This window comes from Ruminococcus sp. 5_1_39BFAA (assembly GCF_964240875.1).
In the GTDB taxonomy this organism is placed as follows: domain Bacteria; phylum Bacillota; class Clostridia; order Lachnospirales; family Lachnospiraceae; genus Blautia_A.
Genome location: NZ_CAXSVO010000007.1, coordinates 24922 through 43662 on the forward strand (window position 1 = coordinate 24922; position 18741 = coordinate 43662).

Consider the following 18741-nt stretch of genomic DNA (forward strand, 5'->3'; position numbering starts at 1 on the left):
ATGGCACGAAAGAGCAGGAAAAACATTCCGGAAGTAGTCAGCAGTGCAACCGTCCAGACAGAGATGAGCAGACCATTCCGGGCAGGTTTGTATGCCAGAATTTCAATGGAAACAGAAGAAACCTTAGAAAGAGGAACGATAGAAACCCAGGTGGAATTGATGAAAAACTTTGTAGCAGATACGGAAGATATTTCGGTTGCGGAAGTTTATAAGGACTCAGACTATTCAGGTACAAATTTTGACCGTCCTGGATTCGTACAGATGATGGAAGATATCAAGCATGGAAAAACCAATTGTGTTATTGTAAAAGATTTGTCCAGACTTGGAAGAAATTATGTCGAAACCAGCAATTATATTGAACGAGTATTCCCGTTTTTCCATGTAAGATTCCTGGCTGTGACAGATGATTTCGATTCCTTTAGAGAGGGTGTGGATCTTACAGTTCCACTGAAGAATATTATCAATGAGTTCTATTCGAAAGACCTTGCCAAAAAGAGCAGCAGCGCAAAAAAAGCTCTTTGGAAAAAAGGAAAATTTACAAGTGCCTGGGAACCGTATGGTTACAGAAAGTCAGAAGAAGACCATCATCAGCTGATTGTTGATGAAGAAGCTGCAGAACATCTGAAAAGTATATTTTCTATGTATATGGATGGCAGGAACTATAGTGATATTGCAAGACAGCTCAATAAAGATGGAGTTTTATCACCGACTTTACAGAGAAAATTCTATAAAACCGGTGAAAAGCCGCTTCCGGAGTCAAAACCCTGGAACAATTATGAAGTGAAGCGAGTACTTCAGGATGTTCATTGCACAGGTGATTCTGTATTTGGAAAATATCAGCAAAGTGTTTTCCAGGGAAATAAACAGAGAAACCGACCAGAGAGTGAATGGGTGCATGTGGAGAACACGCATGAAAGGATTATAGATAGAGAGTTGTTTCAACAGGTACAATTTAAAATCCAGGAATATACGGAGGCTTATAAGAAGAAACATCAGCAGAACAATGGGGCTATTCGAAACCATAATTTCTATACAGGAAAGATATGGTGCGGAGGCTGTGGCAACCGCATGACGTTGTCCAGAGAAAGAAATGGCACATTCTTTTATATCTGCGGAGCCAACACTAACCATAAATCCGGAGGAAAGCAATGCAAAGGGCACAGAGTCAGAAAAGAATATGTGGATGACGATGTTCTTCGCCTGATCCAAACGCATATGAAAACCGTATTGGATACAGAAAAAATGATTCAGGAAATGAATGCAGCTTCCAAAAATCAGACACAGTACCTGCTTTTGGATAAAGAGGTGGGGAAACTTCGACGGGAACTAAGCCGTATCAGTAAGCGTAAATCGGATTTATATGAAGATTACTCGGAACGTTTGATTACAGAAGAAGAGTACATACAGTTTTCTCGGATCTATTCCAATGAAATTGAGAATATCAAGAGCCGTCTGGACACAGTATTGGCGGCACAGGTTCGGTATTCCCAGGATTACCACATTGAAGAAGGCTGGGGAAATGTGATACATACTTATATGTCAAAGCGTAAGCTGACAAAAGAAATGGCAGATGCCTTTGTGGATTCAATTATTATCCATGGTAAGTATGATTATGAGATCAAGCTGGTATATGACGATCAGTTTGCAGATTTACAGAAATTAAAGAAAGAGAAGGAGGCGCAGTCAAGATGACAGATCTTAGAAAAACAGCTGTTTACATCCGTTTGTCCGCAGAGGATGACAATGTAGATGGCAGAGCCAAAAAAGAGAGCGACAGCGTAACTTCTCAGAGAATTCTGTTAAAATCATTTGTGATTGATCAGTTGGGTGTTGCTGAGGCAGATATCCTGGAATATGTGGATGACGGTGTCAGCGGTACTCATTTTAAACGGCAGGGATTTCAACAGCTGCAGGATGACATGAAAAGCGGAGAAATCGGCTGTGTAGTTGTAAAAGACTTTTCCAGATTCGGAAGAGACTATCTGGAAGTTGGATTTTATATTGAATATATTTTCCCACTTCTACAAATTCGATTTATTTCGATTAATGACAGCTATGACAGTGCATCAAGCAGCGGAATGACTGGTGGAATGAATGTAGCATTGCAGAATCTGGTATACAATATGTATAGCCTGGATTTGTCCAAGAAAATTTCATCAGCAATGCAGACGAGAACAAAAAACGGCACACGCCTTCCGGTAAATGCCAGATATGGCTATAAAAAAGGAAAAGATGGAAGGCTGGAAGTTGATCCGGAGGCTGCAAAAGTCGTGAAAATGATTTTTCGGATGGCAGCGGAAGGAACAAGTTTTGCAGATATTACAAGGGAATTGAACAGACAGGCGATTGCCACTTGTGATGAGCAGAAATTATCAAGAGGGGATCAGGTGCAGTTCCAGAGGTTTGACACGATCAAAAAGAAACACTGGAGCCCTACGACAGTAGCGGCAATTGTCCGGGATGAGATTTATATTGGAACCAGAATCTGGGGAAAAACACGTTGCAGTATGCATACCGGTCATAAAGCAGTTCTGAATGATGAAACAGAATGGGTTCGCCTGGAAAATCATCATACGGCAATTATAGACAGGGCATTGTTTGAAAAAGCAAATGAAATGCATCCGAAAAAGAAGAGAAGTGTTGCGGAATCACGCACCAATTTTACTCTGGAAAGGCGTAAAAAACAGCCGGCATTACTGATATGTGCCAACTGTGGGCATTCTTTACTAAAAGAAACGGAGCATCTGCTAAAATGCTCAGATGCTCGAACCAATGGAGATCCTGTGTGTCGAAGTCTGGTGATCCGACGGGAACCGCTGGAGGAGAATATCCTTGGGCTTGTTCATCAGTATGCAGCGTCAATGTTGGAAAAAGAAAAGAAAGTATCTTCCAACAGGCAATGCGACTACAAAGAGATCAATACCGCAGAATTGCAAAAACAGAGCCGACAGTTGACCTCGGAAAAGATGAAACTCTATGATGATTACAAAGATGGTCGTATAAGCAGAGAGCTGGAAAGATAAGTGTACAGCTGGATGAAATAAAACGAAAGATAGAAGATGCGGAGAATAGCAAAAAGCTTCTTGAACAAAATGAACTTTCTGATAAAATAAAACTAAAAGATTTCTTGGGAATTCAGAAGTTCGATACAGAGAAGCTGCGTGAGATTATCAAGGTGATCCGTGTTCATAGTCAGGATGAAATTGAAATCGAATGGAATTTTGATGATATTTTTTCGGAACAGAGATAACTTGAACAGGACAAGAAGGACTTATCAGAAGATAATAAAGGTGCTGGGACTACCTGATGGAAGCGTCAGATAGTCTTCGGCAGAAAAAAATAAAATTTTTTTGTCCTATACTTGACACATCCACACATTCTGCGGCATACCGCCTGCACCAGAATGGCAGAGCGTGGCATGGATATAAAAGTGTTGCAGTATATTATGGGTCACGCTAATGTAGAAATTACCATGCAGATATATAACCATATATCAGATATGGCACGAATCGAGAATGAAATGGAAAAAATGGAGAGTATGGTGACAAAACTTTTATCTTTTGAAACTTCAAGTAAAACGATTGGACTGGAAACAAGAGAACTTGAATACGAGAATGGTGAAAAAGCATTAGAAGATATCATGGATAAATTCAGTACGATATGTGATTTAGTTGGTTAATCGATATTTATAGGAATGTTTAAACATAAGCGCAGTTAAGAGTGGAAATCCTTCGGAAAAAATCTGAAGGATTTTTTTAGTCCTATCTTGACATTAGCAGATGAGCCGACTGGCAACTTGGACCGGAAGAATTCAAGGGAAATTATCGACATGTTGAAACTGTCTAACCGCAATCTGAATCAGACGATTTTGCTGATCACCCATGATGAAAAGATTGCACTGGAGGCAGACCGTATTGTAACGATAGAGGACGGGCGTATCATCAGCGATCATTTCTGCGGATCTGCCGAATGGCACGCGTGCCCGGAAGGGTATAAAGGTATCTTTTAGGGGAAACGGGGGTAAGAAAAATGTGGAAGGATTACTCAGCAAGTTTTATTAAAAAGAACCGGGCTTCCAGTGTGTCTATTATGGCGGCGGCATTTATTTCTGCCTTGTTTTTATCTTTACTGTGCAGTCTGTTTTTTAATTTCTGGAACTATGAAGTGGAACAGATTATTTTAGAGGAAGGAGACTGGCAGGGGCGTATTACCGGTAAGATAGGTGAAAATGATTTACATACGATACAAAACTTTGCAAACGTGAAAAAAGCGGTGGTCAATGAGAAACTATCGGAAGGGACTGAAATTGTGGTTGATGTGAACTTTCAAAACACCAGAACCATTTATCAGGACATGCCGCTTATCACAGAGAAACTTGGTTTGGATGCAAATGCAGCATCTTATCATGAGCTGCTCTTATCCAGATATCTGATCCATGATCCGCAGGATAAGGAACCGCCGCTTTTGATGACATTTTATCTGGTCATACTGATCATTATTTCGCTATCCCTGATTTTAATTATCCACAATTCTTTTGCGGTATCCATGAATGCGAGGATTCATCAGTTTGGGATTTTTTCCAGCATCGGAGCGACACCTGGGCAGATTTGCACTTGTCTGATGCAGGAGGCAGCAGTGCTTTGTACAGTGCCGGTACTGGTTGGAAGTATCATGGGAATTGGTCTTAGTTTTGGAACAATACATGTGATTAATCTGTTGGCGAAAGACGTGTCAGGACGGCATGAAGCTGTTTTCCAGTACCATCCGTTGGTGTTTGCGGCTGCCATTTTGTTATCCGGCCTGACCGTGCTTATTTCGGCATGGCTGCCAGCGCAAAAGTTAAGCAGACTGACGCCGCTTGAGGCAATACGAAATACAGGAGAATTGCGATTAAAAAAGAAGAAGCATTCCCGTATTTTATCATTGTTGTTTGGAATAGAAGGCGAACTGGCCGGAAATGCACTGAGAGCACAAAAGAAAGCCCTGCGTACATCGACAATGTCATTAACACTTTCGTTCTTAGGCTTTACTGTCATGTTGTGTTTTTTTACCCTTTCTGGTATAAGTACAAACCATACCTACTTTGAAAGGTATCAGGATGCATGGGACGTAATGGTAACGGTAAAAGATACAGGGATAGAAAACATAAATCAGTTGGAAGAAATCAGGGTGCTGCAGGGAGTCCGAAGCAGTGCTGCGTATCAGAAGGCGGAGGCAGCATGTTACATTCCGGAAACGGATATCAGCGATGAAATAAACGCATTAGGCGGGCTTGGAGCAGTAGCTGGCAGTTCCGTAACTGCGGGGGAAGGTTCCTATTTGGTGAAGACTCCGGTTGTGGTTATGGATGATGCGGGATTTAAAGAATACTGTGAGCAGATTGGTATCGTGCCGGAAGTAAGCGGAACGATTGTGCTGAACCGCATTTGGGATAGCATAAACAGCAATTTCCGCTATAAAGAGTATCTTCCTTTTACCAAAGAGGAACAGAATACGATCACTTTGCAGAATGCTGGACAATCAGAAAATTCAGTGGAAATTCCGGTACTTGCCTATACGCAGCAGGAGCCGGTTTTAAGGGAGGAATATGCTGACTATACTCTGGTGCAGTTTATCCCTCTGGCTGTATGGAAGGAAATCGCCGGACAGATTGGAAATGCGGAGGCAGATACTTATATCAGGGTACTTGCCGAAGAAGGGATCACACTTACGGAATTAAATGTCTTAGAGGCAAATATCGTGCAGGCTGTCAGCGGTGAATATACAGTAGAAAGCGAGAACCGTATTCAGGAAAAAGTATCAGATGAGAGCATGAGGAAAGGTTCCATGCTGATTTTAGGAGCGTTCTGTGCCCTGCTTGCCGTGATTGGGATCGCCAATGTATTCTCCAATACATTAGGGTTCCTGCGTCAGAGAAAGCGGGAGTTTGCACAGTATATGTCCGTTGGTATGACACAGGGAAGTATGCGGAAAATGTTCTGTATTGAAGCTCTGGTTATTGCCGGACGTCCGCTGCTGATAACATTACCGCTCACAGTGGTATTTGTAAGTTTTATGATAACCGCAAGCTATCTGGATCCTATGGAATTTTTGGTAAAGGCTCCAATTGTACCGATTGCGGCATTTATTCTGGCTGTCTTCGGTTTTGTTTCTCTTGCTTATTATATTGGCGGAAAAAGAATGATGAACTGCAATCTGGCGGATGCTCTGCGAAATGACAGTATGGTGTAAGCACTGTGTGTAGCTGCGGGGTGTGATGGGAGAGAGGAAAGTATCCTCTCTCCTAAATTTCTACATAACAAACTGAAAAATGCAAAATCCCCCATAGATCACCAGCAGGATGATCCCCTGCCAGCGGGAAAGCCTGCCACGCTTCAATGCCGGAAGGGTAAGAAAAGCCATGACAAACAGCATAAGAGGCAGATCCACCAATAGAGAAGAATTCATCCCTGCGATGGATTTGCTGTCAGGAATATCAAATGGCGCTAAAACGGAGGAAACTCCGCTCACCAGCACCAGATTAAAAAGGTTTGCACCGATCACATTCCCAAGAGAAAGGGCGCCATGTCCCTTTGCCAGCGAAGTGATAGCCGTTACCAGCTCCGGCAGGGAAGTGCCAAGAGCCACAAAGGTAAGAGCGATAACAGATTCCGGCACACCAAGCTCTGTGGCAATGATGGTCCCATTGTCAACCAGAAGATTTGCTCCGACAGCAATGAGAACTGCGCCTATGACCAAAAGCCCAATATCCTTTGCGGCAGAATTCTGCTTTCCCTCCTGTTCCTCAGAAGTAGCTTCAGGCTGCGGCTGCATTTTTACCTGCCGCACAGTAATGATCATGTAAACCACAAAGATCACCAGCAAAATGGCACCCACGCCTCTGGAAAACCGTCCTGTAAAATAAGCGACTCCCATATAAAAAAGAGCAGCAATAAAGAAAAAAATAACAGGAGTTTTCAGCGCGCGCCGATCAGTCCGGGAGGGACAGACCGCAATGGTAATGGCCGCGATAAGCGCCGTATTACAGATAATAGACCCGATGGCATTTCCATAAGCCATCTCTCCATGACCGCCCAGTGCAGAGGTAGCAGAAACCATAACCTCCGGCAGGGTAGTACCGATCGAGACGACCGTAGCGCCGATCAAAATCTCCGGAACATGAAAGCGATGAGCAATTCCCGTGGCGCCTTCTACGAACCAGTCGCCTCCCTTTATCAGCAGGATAAGCCCAACTATAAACAAAACTACAGGTATAAACATTTCCACATCTCCTTTAAAACATATTACTCAAAAATATTTCCACTCCAATGGCGATCAGGATGACTCCGCCCAGAATCTCAGCTTTTCCTGCAAGCCGTGTTCCGAAGCTTTTTCCGAGAAGCAGGCCGCACATGCAGATAAAAAACGTGACAGCAGCAATAATAAGTGAACAGACCAGTGCCATGAGCCCGTTATAATCTGCAATGGTAAATCCCACAGACAAGGCATCAATAGAGGTCGCAACTCCCTGAATGAAAAGAGCCCGCATTCCCACATCCAGATGTTCTCTTGGCTCATTCTTTCCGCGTATTCCGCCAATAAGCATCTCCCCTCCAATATAGCACAGAAGAATCAATGCAATCCAGGGGATAAATTTCCGGAAAGCCTGGAAATATCCTGCGATCGTGTGCACACATATCCATCCAAGCATAGGCATAAGAGCCTGAAAGCCTCCAAAAACACCGGCAATCTGGCACATTCTTTTTGGGCGCATACCGGATTCGTTTAATCCGTTTGCAAGAGATACGGAAAAGGCATCCATTGCAAGGCCCACACCCAACAGTGCGCTGTTCAGGAAAAAAAGGGCATTGTAATCCATTTTTCATTATCCTCCGTTATATTTATTTTTCCCGAAACAAGGCGAAAAAAAACCACATACAACCAAATGGTCATACATGGGACACAAAAAACAAAAAGACTCCATGTATACCATAAACAGTTATACATGAGTCTCGCAATTTAAAACAGGCCAGACCAAAAAGTCGATATGTTGACCTGTTACACGGCAAATACCGCGCTCGCTACTCCCCCACGGGAAACTTTCCTACATATTAGCAGTTTTGGAAACCATTGTCAATGAGAAATTTTATCCTGCTACTGTCCACGGGTGATATTCGACAGGGTATTTACATTGGGGCGATTTTTCGGTATGGTAATAGAAAAATTTAAAAAGAGGAAAAGGATTATGAGAATACGTTTTATTGAGGAAAAAGATATTGAGTCTGTGATGGAGATATACCGTTATTATGTGGAAAACACAGACATTACTTTTGAGTATGTGATGCCTTCCAGGGAGGAGTTTACCGGAAGGATCCGGGATATCCTGAAAAAATACCCCTATCTGGTAGCGGAAGAGGACGGTATTGTGACAGGATATGCCTATGCGGGGACGTTTAAGGGAAGGGCTGCCTATGACTGGGCGGTGGAGACTACCGTTTATGTAAGAAAGGATCTCCATAAAAAAGGAACAGGCAGAGCGCTGTATCTGGAGCTGGAGCATCTTTTGAAGGAACAGAATATCCAGAATCTGAACGCCTGCATTACGTGGCCCAATGAACCAAGCGAAGCCTTTCACAAAAGTCTTGGCTATAAGACCGTAGCACATTTTGAAAAATGCGGCTATAAATTTGAACGTTGGCTTGATATGATCTGGATGCAGAAATTTATAGGCAGCCATCCGGACAAGCCGGATCCGGTCATATGGCGAAGGAATATATCTTGACAAATGCCATATATTAGCATACACTAACTTTGGATAGATGATAAAAATTATCAATTACAGTCTGCGTGTAAGCTTTACCCAAGACTGAATCTATACTAAGGAAAGAGGATATACATATGACACTAAAAGACCTGCCGATCGGCAAAACAGCTACAGTTCGGGCTGTAGGAGGGGAAGGCGCACTCCGCCAGCATTTTCTTGATATGGGGATCATCCCCATGGCAGACGTTACCATGGTAAAATATGCGCCAATGGGAGATCCGGTGGAAATCCGTATCCACAGCTATGAGCTGACGTTGCGTCTGGCTGATGCCGAAAAAATTGAGATTGAAAATGTGCGCCAGGCGGAAATTGCAAAAACACATGTGAGAAAAAAAGCTATTCCTCACCCGGGACTTGGAGAGGGAGGAAAATACCACGAAAAAGCAGAGGAAAATCCGCTGCCGGAGGGAGAAACTCTTACCTTTGCCCTGGCAGGAAATCAGAATTGCGGAAAAACGACCCTGTTCAATCAGATTACAGGCTCCAATCAGCATGTGGGAAACTTCCCCGGCGTTACAGTTGACAGAAAGGACGGCTCCATCAAAGGCAGACCCAATACCCTTGTGACAGACCTGCCGGGCATTTATTCCATGTCCCCCTATTCCAGTGAGGAGATCGTGACCCGTAATTTTGTCCTGAACGAGCATCCGAAAGGGATCATAAACATCGTGGACGCCACCAATATTGAACGGAATCTCTACCTTACCATGCAGCTTATGGAACTGGATGTGCCTATGGTGCTGGCTCTGAATATGATGGATGAGGTGCGGGAAAACGGAGGTTCCATCCTGGTAAATCAGATGGAGGAAATGCTGGGAATCCCGGTAGTACCGATTTCGGCGGCAAAAAATGAAGGAATCACCGAACTGATCGATCATGCGGTACATGTGGCAAAATACCAGGAACGTCCAAAGAGGATGGATTTCTGCGATGCCAATGAGGATGGCGGTGCGGTGCACCGATGCCTTCACAGTATTATGCACCTGATCGAGGACCATGCCGAAAAAGCAGGCATACCTGTGCGCTTTGCGGCCAGTAAGCTTGCGGAGGGAGATGAGCTGATCCTCCGGCAGCTTGAACTTGATACCAACGAAAAGGAAACGCTGGAGCATATTGTAATACAGATGGAAAAGGAGCGGGGACTTGACCGGGCAGCAGCTATGGCACATATGCGTTTTGATTTTATTGAGAAGGTCTGTGAAGAGACAGTCATTAAGCCGCATGAAAGTAAGGAGCATTTGAGAAGTGAAAAAATCGACAGGCTTCTTACGGGAAAATACACGGCAATTCCCTGCTTTGTTGGAATTATGGGGCTGGTATTCTGGCTTACCTTCAGTGTGATCGGTGCAGGCCTTTCGGAGCTTCTGGAAATGGGAATCTCCGGTCTGACCGGGCTTGCGGAGTCTCTTATGACAAGCTGGAATGTGAACGAAGCTCTGTATTCTCTGGTGATCGATGGCATTTTCAATGGTGTGGGCAGTGTATTAAGCTTTTTGCCCATCATTGTAACATTGTTTTTCTTCCTTTCACTTTTAGAGGACAGCGGATATATGGCACGAGTTGCCTTTGTGATGGATAAGCTTTTAAGAAAGATCGGTCTTTCCGGACGAAGCATCGTACCTATGCTCATCGGCTTTGGATGTACGGTACCCGGCGTTATGGCAAGCAGAACCCTTCCCTCTGAGCGCGACAGAAAGATGACGATTCTGCTCACGCCTTTTATGAGCTGCTCTGCAAAGCTTCCAATTTATGCCTTTTTTACAGCAGTCTTTTTCCCAAAAAGGGGAGCGCTGGTAATGGTAGCATTGTATTTCGGCGGCATTGCAGTGGGGATCCTTATGGCTCTTCTTTTCGGAAAAACCATGTTTAAGGGCGAGGCTGTACCTTTTGTGATGGAGCTTCCGAACTATCGAATGCCGGGAGCTAAAAATGTTGGGCATTTACTCTGGGATAAGGCAAAAGACTTTTTGCAGAGAGCGTTTACTGTTATTTTTGTGGCGACGATCGTGATCTGGTTTTTACAGACTTTTGATGGTCATCTGAATGTAGTAAGTGATTCAAAGGACAGCATTCTGGCAGTTGCGGCAGGAGTCATAGCTCCTCTGTTTGCACCTCTGGGCTTCGGGGACTGGAGATTTTCCACAGCTCTGATCACCGGATTTATGGCAAAGGAGAGCGTGGTTTCCACTCTGTCTATTCTTTTTGGAAGTACGGCGGTACTTTCCGAGACGCTCACACCGCTGGCAGCGGTAAGCCTCCTTGTGTTTTGCCTGCTGTATACGCCCTGCGTGGCGGCAGTGGCATCCATAAAAAGGGAGCTTGGAGGAAAATGGGCTGTGGGCGTAGTGATCGGTCAGTGTGCGATCGCCTGGGCAGCAGCATTCATTGTCCGTCTTGTAGGTTTGCTGATTGGTATGGTATAATATGAACACTTAGCGAATGCAAGCCGAAGGCGCAGCATGAACTTAGTGACCATGGTATAATATGAACACTTGAGTAGAGAGGAGTGGCTTTATGACATTGCAGCAGGTTCTTGAAGCTGTGAAGGAGGGAAACATCTCGGTACAGGAAGCGGAAAAGCTTCTGAAAGCAGACAGTTATCAGGAGATGGGTTATGCAAAGCTTGACACCGGACGAAAGGAGCGTACAGGCTTTGGGGAGGTAATATACTGCAGCAATAAGGCTGACGACCACTTGCTGAATATATTTGAGAGACTTTACCGGGATGAAGGAGAAGTGCTTGGAACAAGAGCGTCCCAGGAGCAGTACGAGCTGATAAAGGCACATTTTCCCCAGGTACAGTATGATCCTGTTTCCAGGATCATTAAGATAGAGCCAGCGGATAAAAAGAGAGTAGGAAAGGTGGCTGTGTGCACCGCAGGAACGGCGGATATTCCGGTGGCTGAGGAAGCGGCACAGACAGCAGAATTTTTCGGTACCGCTGTGGAGCGGATCTATGATGTGGGGGTAAGCGGAATGCACAGGCTTTTTTCCAGGCTGGACACCATACAGAGCGCAAACTGCGTGGTGGCAGTGGCGGGAATGGAGGGCGCCCTGGCAAGTGTCATGGGGGGCCTTGTGAGCCGCCCGGTCATTGCTGTTCCCACCTCAGTGGGCTACGGAGCCAGCTTTCACGGGCTTTCCGCACTTCTCACCATGATCAATTCCTGTGCAAATGGAATCGCAGTAGTAAATATTGATAACGGCTACGGGGCAGGATATCTGGCAACGCAGATAAACCGCCTGGCAGTAGGCGAATAAGCGGGGGAAATATGGGAAAAACGTTATATCTGGAATGTTATTCCGGAATCAGCGGCGATATGGCGGTCGCCGCTTTGCTTGACTTAGGGGCGGACAGACAGGTGTTAAACGATGTTCTGAAAAGTCTGCCTGTCCAGGGATTTGATATTCAAACAAAACAGGTTATTAAATCAGGCATCAGTGCCTGCGATTTTGAAGTGGTGTTGGATGCGGCGCATGAGAATCATGACCATGACATGGATTATCTGCATGGGCATGAGCACCAGCATTGTTGCAGTCATGAAGAGCCGAATGGCGAAAAGGATCATCACGGTCATGTAAATTATCATGGTGAAAAACATCATCATGGCGCTGAGGAGTCTCATGAGGCGGAACATCATCACAGCCATGAGAAGAGTCATCATCACGAGCACAGAGGCATGAAGGAAATCAGGGAGATCATAAATAAAGCTGCTATGACACCACGTGCGCGAGGGACTGCCCTGCGGATTTTTGAAATCCTTGCGGAAGCGGAGTCAAAAGCGCATCAGGTTCCTGTGGAGGAAGTGCATTTCCACGAGGTTGGCGCGGTAGATTCCATTGTGGATATCATATCTGCAGCAGTCTGCCTGGACAACCTGGATATTACGGAAGCCGTGATTCCTGTTCTATGCGAGGGGACAGGAACTGTCCGCTGCCAGCACGGAATCCTGCCCATTCCTGTTCCGGCAGTGGCGAATATCGTCAGTGCCCACGGCATGGCGATGAACATCACCGCAGTCCAGGGGGAGTTGGTAACACCTACCGGGGCAGCGATTGCGGCGGCTATCAGAACCAGTGAGAAGCTCCCGAAGAATTTTTCTATTGAAAAAATCGGTGTTGGCGCCGGAAAACGTCAGTATGAGTGCCCGGGCATTCTGCGTGCCATGATCATTCAGGATAAGAGCGTTGGAACAGACAGGATCGTGAAGCTGGAAACCAATGTGGATGACTGTACAGGAGAAAACCTGGGATATGTGATGGAACAGCTTTTTGCCGCAGGAGCCAGGGATGTGCATTACACGCCGGTTTTTATGAAAAAGAATCGTCCCGCATGGCTTCTCACTGTCATCTGCGGAAGAGAAAAGGTAAAAGAGCTGGAGGAGATCATTTTCCGGGAAACCACTACCATCGGAATCCGGAAGGCGGAGATGGAAAGAACAGTTTTAAAACGGGAAATCCGTAAGATAGAAACTTCCCTGGGAACAGCGGAAGTAAAGGTGTGCGATCTGGGCGGGGAAAAGAAGTTTTACCCGGAATATGAGAGCCTTATAAAAATATGCCGGGAAACAGGAGTTTCCTACCAGGAGGCATACAGGCTGGCTGTGGAAGCCTGCTGCTGCCAGGAATGATGGAAGTGAAAAATATAATAAAATACTGCTTGATTTCCACCAGGGGATGATGTACTATATATGGTGCTGATTATTAAAAAGACTTACAACATGTGCCAACAATATGAAGGAGGCACCAGGAGGTTTACTTATGAACGTTCGAAAAAGAAGCGGCAAAGTAGTGCCCTTTGATGCGGAATTTATATCCAGAGCCATTTCACTGGCATCGGCGGCTACCGGAGAGGCAGACCCGGAGCTGGTAAAAAACATTACGGATGATGTGGTGAAACGTCTGGAGAAAAAGGGTAAGGAAATCGTTGACATTGAAAAGATCCAGGATGTGGTGGAGGATTCCCTTTTTGAGAACCGCTGCTACCAAACTGCAAAGGCGTATATCCTGTACCGTACGGAAAAGGAAAAAGAGAGAACAAACGGAAGCTGGAAGGAAGGATTGTTAAGCCGTGAGTTCTTAAGCCCATATAAACATGCTCCCAATCCTATGGAGCAGCTGGGCTCTTTTGTATACACCCGTACCTATTCCAGGTTCCTGCCCCGTATCGGCAGAAGAGAGTTTTGGTGGGAGACAGTAAGACGAGCTGTGGAGTATAACTGTTCCCTGGCTCCTACTACCCGTGATGAGGCGGAAAAGCTTTATGATAACATCTACCATATGCGCCAGTTCCTTTCCGGCCGTACACTGTGGGTGGGAAACACTCCGGTGGCAGAGGAATATCCTATGGCAAACTACAATTGTGCCTTTGAAGTAATTGATGATTTCCACGCATATCATGACCTTTTCTATCTGCTTATGGTGGGCAGCGGCGTGGGTGTCCGCGTGTTGAAGGAGGATGCTGCGAAGCTTCCCAAGATCCGCACCGATATGAGGATTCTCCATAAGGCATATGATGCGAAGCCTATGGGTGAAAGACTGGAGTTTACGGATGTGAATTACAGCGGAAGTACAGCAACCCTGTCCGTGGGAGACTCCAAGGAGGGCTGGGCGCAGGCTCTGGAACGCTACTTCGATATTATGACCAATAACGAATACGTGAAAATCAAAGAAATCGTAGTGGTTTATGATTCCATCCGTCCCAGAGGCGAGCGTCTGAAAAACTTCGGCGGAACTGCCAGCGGCTATGAATCCATGATGACCATGCTGGACAAGATCCACAAGGTGATCGTAAGCGCAGGAGCCAGGGATCACGCAAAGCGTACCCAGCTTCAGCCTATAGACCTTCTGGACATTGCAAATATTATCGGTGAGAACGTGGTATCCGGCGGTGTCCGCCGTACCTCTGAGATCGGTTTGATCGATGCAAATGATAAAACCTGTATTGAGGCAAAGAGCCGTCTGTACCGCCAGGTAAACGGACGCTGGGAAATCGATAAATCCATTGCACACCGCCAGATGAGCAACAACTCCATCTATTACCGGGAAAAGCCAACCAGAGAGATGCTTCACTGGCATTTGCAGCAGATGCGCTACTCCGGCGAGCCAGGCTGGATCAATGAAGAAGCAGGACGGAAGCGCCGCCCGAACTTTAACGGCTGTAATCCTTGCGGTGAGATCCTTCTGGACAGCCATGGACTGTGCAATCTGACCACCTTAAATGTAATGGCATTTGTCCATGACGGTGTTCTGGATGAGAAGGGACTTCTGGAGGCACAGAAGCTTTCCGCCAGAGCCGGATACCGTATGACCTGCCGCGAACTGGAGATCCACCGCTGGAATAAGGTGCAGCAGCGCGACCGTCTCCTGGGCTGCTCACTTACAGGATGGCAGGATATGGTAAATGCAGTGGGACTTGACCGGGAAGGGCAGATCGAGCTTTTGAAAAAGCTTCGCGAGACAGCACATGAAGCAGCGGAGAAGATTGCGGGAAGATTAGGCGGAGCGAAACCGCTTCTGATCACCACCGTAAAGCCGGAGGGAACTCTTTCCCTGCTTCCTACCGTATCAAGCGGTGTACACTATTCCCATGCACCGTATTATATCCGCCGTATCCGTATCAGCGCCACAGATCCGCTTTGCAAGGTGTGCGAAGATCTGGAGTATCCAGTATTCCCGGAGGTGGGACAGGATCCGGAGAATCCGATGACAAAGGTTGTGGAATTCCCGGTACAGGCACCTTCCGGCATGGTAAAGGCGGATGTTTCCGCTATTCAGCAGTTGGAAAACTATAAAATGTTTATGAAGTATTATGTGGACCATAACTGCTCCATCACGGTTCATGTACGTGAGAACGAGTGGGACCAGGTAGAAGACTGGGTTTGGGAAAACTGGGATGACGTGGTAGCACTTTCCTTCCTGAGCTACGATGATAATTTCTATGAGCTTCTTCCCTACGAAGAGATTTCTAAGGAGGAGTACGAAAAAAGAAAGGCGGCCCTGCGTCCCTTTAATCCGTCTCTGCTTTCTAAATATGAATATGATGAGACAGAACTGGATATCGGAGATTCTGAGTGTGTAAACGGTGTTTGCCCAGTCAGATAATAAATGAAAGTAAGACTTCCTGTTTTACCGTAAATTGCGGACAAGTCCCCCAGCATTGAGGACTTGTCCGTTTTTTTGAATGAAAGTTGCAAGCGCTGGAATAATATGCTACAATACAGGTTGATTCCCGTGAGGGTATTGAAATTAAAAACAGACGATGGAGTGAATATGAAAAAATATCTTGATAATTTCAGACAATACCAGTTTTTGTTAAGTGAGCTGGTAAAAAAAGGAATTAAACTGAAGTACCGCCGTTCCTATCTTGGAATCGTCTGGTCCATGCTGGAACCTCTGCTGACCATGGTGGTGCTGACCATTGTATTCGGAACTCTGTATGGAAACACAGACAAGACCTTTCCGGTGTACATCCTTTCCGGAAGGCTGCTCTATTCCTTTTATGCTTCCGCCACAAAGGGCGCATTGAAATCCATACGTTCCAACTCAGCGATGATTAAAAAGGTCTACGTGCCTAAATATCTGTACCCGCTGTCAAATGTAATTTTCAATTACATTATTTTCCTTATTTCCATGGTGGTGCTGGCTCTGGTAAGCCTTGTACTGGGAGTGAAACCTACCATTTATCTCCTGCAGGCTCCGGTGCCTCTGATCCTTCTGCTGTTTCTTGCTTACGGCTGCGGCATGATCCTGGCAACCATCGGAGTATTTTTCAGGGATATGGAATACCTTTGGTCCGTAGTGATGATGCTGATCATGTATACCTGTGCGATTTTCTATTATCCAAGTAAGCTGTTAAAGAGCGGCTGGTCATGGATTCTGAAATTCAATCCGCTGTACTGCATCATTCAGCTATTCCGCTCCGCTATTTTCGGAGAGCCCATGTACTTTCCGTACCTGCTTTACGCAGTGGTATTCAGCGCAGTGTGCACCATTATCGGACTGATCTGCTTTAAGAAAAAACAGGATAATTTTATCCTTTATATTTAATAGGAGAAAAAAATGAGTAAACCTGCCATAATCGTTGACGATGTAAGCATGAAGTTTAATTTAAGCAAGGAAAAGGTCGACAGCTTAAAGGATTATGTTATTAAAATGATAAAGCGCGAAATTCATTATAATGAATTCTGGGCATTAAAAAATGTTAGCTTTACTGTAGAAAAGGGAGACCGGGTAGGCATACTGGGTTTAAACGGCGCAGGAAAAAGTACGCTTCTGAAGGTTATTTCCGGCGTGTTCAAGCCTACGGAGGGAACAGTTACAAAATACGGCAAAACAGTTCCGCTGCTGGAGCTGGGGGCAGGCTTTGATCCACAGTATACAGGAACCGAAAACATCTTTTTGTATGGAGCCATGCTGGGCTACACCAAAAAGTTTATCGAGGACAAGTATGATGAGATCGTCGCTTTTTCCGAGCTTCAGAAATTTATGGACGTACCGGTAAAGAATTATTCCTCTGGTATGAAATCGCGTCTTGGTTTTTCCATTGCCACAGTGGTGGAACCGAAGATCCTGATCCTTGATGAGGTACTTTCCGTAGGGGATGCCAAATTCCGCAAAAAGAGCGAAAACAAGATCATGAGTATGTTTGACTCCGGTGTGACGGTACTGTTTGTATCACATTCTCTTGATCAGGTGAAGCGTCTCTGCAACAAGGCTGTCATTCTGGAAAAAGGCCAGTTGATCGCCTATGGAGATATTGATACTATATCAGAACAGTATAATAAGATGATCGGCTGATCTATGGGAGCAGGATGCTGTAGGAGGGATTATGGAGAAAGGGTTAAAAAAGGAAGATTCTGCAGCTTTAAAAGGTGTTGCCATCTTGCTGATGATTTTTCATCACTGTTATCGTTCAGAAGAAAGAATTGCAGCGCACCCAGAGTTGATATTTGCCCCATTTCGTGCTGGGCAGATATTGCAGGTAGGTCTGTATTGTAAAATATGTGTCTGCATTTTCGCTTTTGTGTCAGGATACGGACTTTTATATAGTTACCGGAAAAATCAGCAGGAAAGCTTAAGAATATCGGATGCCGGATGGGTAAAACATCATTTGCTTTCCACGCTTTCAGGCTTCTGGTTCATCTCGTTTCTCTCCTGTATTTTGCTGGGGTTAACTGGCAGGATCAATATAGAAAGATGGGGAAATACGAGAGTAAAGGTTTTTCTGGGGATTTTTTCAGACTGCCTGGGGTTGTCCGGACTTTTTGACGGAAAGACTTTGAACGGTTCCTGGTGGTATATGGGAGCTGCAGTTACATTTATTGTAATCTTACCTATACTTGCTGCTGTTATAAAAAGGTTTGGTGGTTTTGTCTGCATTGCTTTGATTTTTTTGTTGCCCAGAGTATTGGATATAGATTTTTTGGGCGGAAGATCGCCTTATTCTTTTCTGGCAGTATTTGCTTTGGGAGCAGTATTTTGTGAATACGGCTTATTTCAGCGGATTGAAATGCTGAAAGTGGTAAAGAATGAGAAATTAAATGAAGGAATCAGATTTTTCATACTTTTATTATGGGTATTGGCAGGACTTTGGAGCTATAAAAGGGTTCCAATCTCACAGTATTGGGAATACCAGTTTGTATGGATACCCACAGGAGTAATTCTGTTCTGTAAGGAATATTTATTTCGGATAACTTTTTTCAAAAAGATACTACAGTATCTGGGAAAACATTCCATGAACATCTGGCTTGTCCATACATTTGTAAGAGATCACTTGAAGGAATATGTATGGTCGGCAAGACATTTTCTTTTGGTACCGTTAGTGATTCTTCTGATTTCCCTTGTAATCAGCTACGCAGTAGATATTCTGAAAAAATACAGCGGATATGACAATCTGATTCAGTTGTGCAAAGAAAAGATGAAATGAGGATCTTTCT

15 protein-coding genes and 1 pseudogene are annotated in these 18741 nt (G+C 45.0%); 14 read left to right on the plus strand and 2 right to left on the minus strand.

The window, feature by feature from the left end; translation table 11 throughout:
* The 6 genes and pseudogenes from ACESZH_RS09795 (at nt 1) to ACESZH_RS09820 (ending at nt 6231) form a co-directional block, all read left to right on the plus strand.
* Entirely contained in the window at nt 1–1692 is a 1692-nt protein-coding gene (locus ACESZH_RS09795) for a recombinase family protein (RefSeq protein WP_373215319.1), read from the plus strand.
* A complete protein-coding gene (locus tag ACESZH_RS09800; protein ID WP_373215318.1) occupies nt 1689–3023 on the plus strand; it encodes a recombinase family protein in 1335 nt (444 codons plus the stop codon). The genes ACESZH_RS09795 and ACESZH_RS09800 overlap by 4 nt, the downstream gene beginning before the upstream one ends.
* 104 nt (nt 3024–3127) lie before the next feature.
* Nucleotides 3128–3250 carry a hypothetical protein gene (locus tag ACESZH_RS09805; RefSeq protein ID WP_256444803.1) on the plus strand — a complete coding sequence of 41 codons (123 nt, stop codon included), beginning with the start codon at nt 3128–3130 and terminating at the stop codon, nt 3248–3250.
* Between the two features lie 168 nt (nt 3251–3418).
* The gene (locus ACESZH_RS09810) at nt 3419–3679 is read left to right on the plus strand and encodes a hypothetical protein (RefSeq protein WP_373215315.1); all 261 of its coding nucleotides are present in this window, start codon (nt 3419–3421) and stop codon (nt 3677–3679) included.
* Nucleotides 3680–3766: 87 nt separating this feature from the next.
* Nucleotides 3767–4009 (plus strand): annotated as a pseudogene (locus ACESZH_RS09815) (hypothetical protein); the annotation flags it as partial.
* A gap of 20 nt (nt 4010–4029) precedes the next feature.
* Nucleotides 4030–6231, plus strand: coding sequence for an ABC transporter permease (locus ACESZH_RS09820; protein WP_373215313.1), 2202 nt, complete (start codon nt 4030–4032; stop codon nt 6229–6231).
* Between the two features lie 60 nt (nt 6232–6291).
* Here ACESZH_RS09820 and ACESZH_RS09825 read toward each other — a convergent pair whose 3' ends face one another.
* The gene (locus tag ACESZH_RS09825) at nt 6292–7260 is read right to left on the minus strand and encodes a calcium/sodium antiporter (RefSeq protein WP_373215311.1); all 969 of its coding nucleotides are present in this window, start codon (nt 7258–7260) and stop codon (nt 6292–6294) included.
* Nucleotides 7261–7273: 13 nt separating this feature from the next.
* On the minus strand, nt 7274–7858 hold the full coding sequence (locus ACESZH_RS09830; RefSeq protein WP_373215309.1) for a manganese efflux pump MntP family protein: 585 nt from the start codon (nt 7856–7858) through the stop codon (nt 7274–7276).
* A 366-nt stretch (nt 7859–8224) separates the two neighbouring features.
* Here ACESZH_RS09830 and ACESZH_RS09835 point away from each other — a divergent pair, with 366 nt between their 5' ends.
* From ACESZH_RS09835 to ACESZH_RS09870, 8 genes are all read left to right on the plus strand, one after another.
* Complete coding sequence (locus tag ACESZH_RS09835) at nt 8225–8761, plus strand: N-acetyltransferase family protein (RefSeq protein WP_373215307.1); 537 nt, start codon at nt 8225–8227, stop codon at nt 8759–8761.
* Between the two features lie 116 nt (nt 8762–8877).
* Nucleotides 8878–11226 (plus strand): ferrous iron transport protein B, encoded by a 2349-nt coding sequence (gene feoB / locus ACESZH_RS09840; RefSeq protein ID WP_373215305.1) that lies wholly within the window; start codon nt 8878–8880, stop codon nt 11224–11226.
* Between the two features lie 91 nt (nt 11227–11317).
* Nucleotides 11318–12064, plus strand: coding sequence for a nickel pincer cofactor biosynthesis protein LarB (larB, locus tag ACESZH_RS09845; RefSeq protein WP_373215302.1), 747 nt, complete (start codon nt 11318–11320; stop codon nt 12062–12064).
* An 11-nt stretch (nt 12065–12075) separates the two neighbouring features.
* Nucleotides 12076–13434 (plus strand): nickel pincer cofactor biosynthesis protein LarC, encoded by a 1359-nt coding sequence (gene larC / locus ACESZH_RS09850; RefSeq protein WP_373215301.1) that lies wholly within the window; start codon nt 12076–12078, stop codon nt 13432–13434.
* Nucleotides 13435–13564: 130 nt separating this feature from the next.
* Complete coding sequence (gene nrdJ / locus ACESZH_RS09855; RefSeq protein WP_373215300.1) at nt 13565–15907, plus strand: ribonucleoside-triphosphate reductase, adenosylcobalamin-dependent; 2343 nt, start codon at nt 13565–13567, stop codon at nt 15905–15907.
* 168 nt (nt 15908–16075) lie between these two features.
* Nucleotides 16076–16852: an ABC transporter permease gene (locus tag ACESZH_RS09860; RefSeq protein ID WP_373215299.1), complete on the plus strand. Its 777-nt coding sequence runs from the start codon at nt 16076–16078 to the stop codon at nt 16850–16852.
* A 12-nt stretch (nt 16853–16864) separates the two neighbouring features.
* Nucleotides 16865–17602, plus strand: a complete 738-nt coding sequence (locus tag ACESZH_RS09865; protein ID WP_373215298.1) for an ABC transporter ATP-binding protein — start codon at nt 16865–16867, stop codon at nt 17600–17602.
* A 31-nt stretch (nt 17603–17633) separates the two neighbouring features.
* The gene (locus tag ACESZH_RS09870) at nt 17634–18731 is read left to right on the plus strand and encodes an acyltransferase (RefSeq protein WP_373215297.1); all 1098 of its coding nucleotides are present in this window, start codon (nt 17634–17636) and stop codon (nt 18729–18731) included.
* Nucleotides 18732–18741 lie beyond the last annotated feature (10 nt).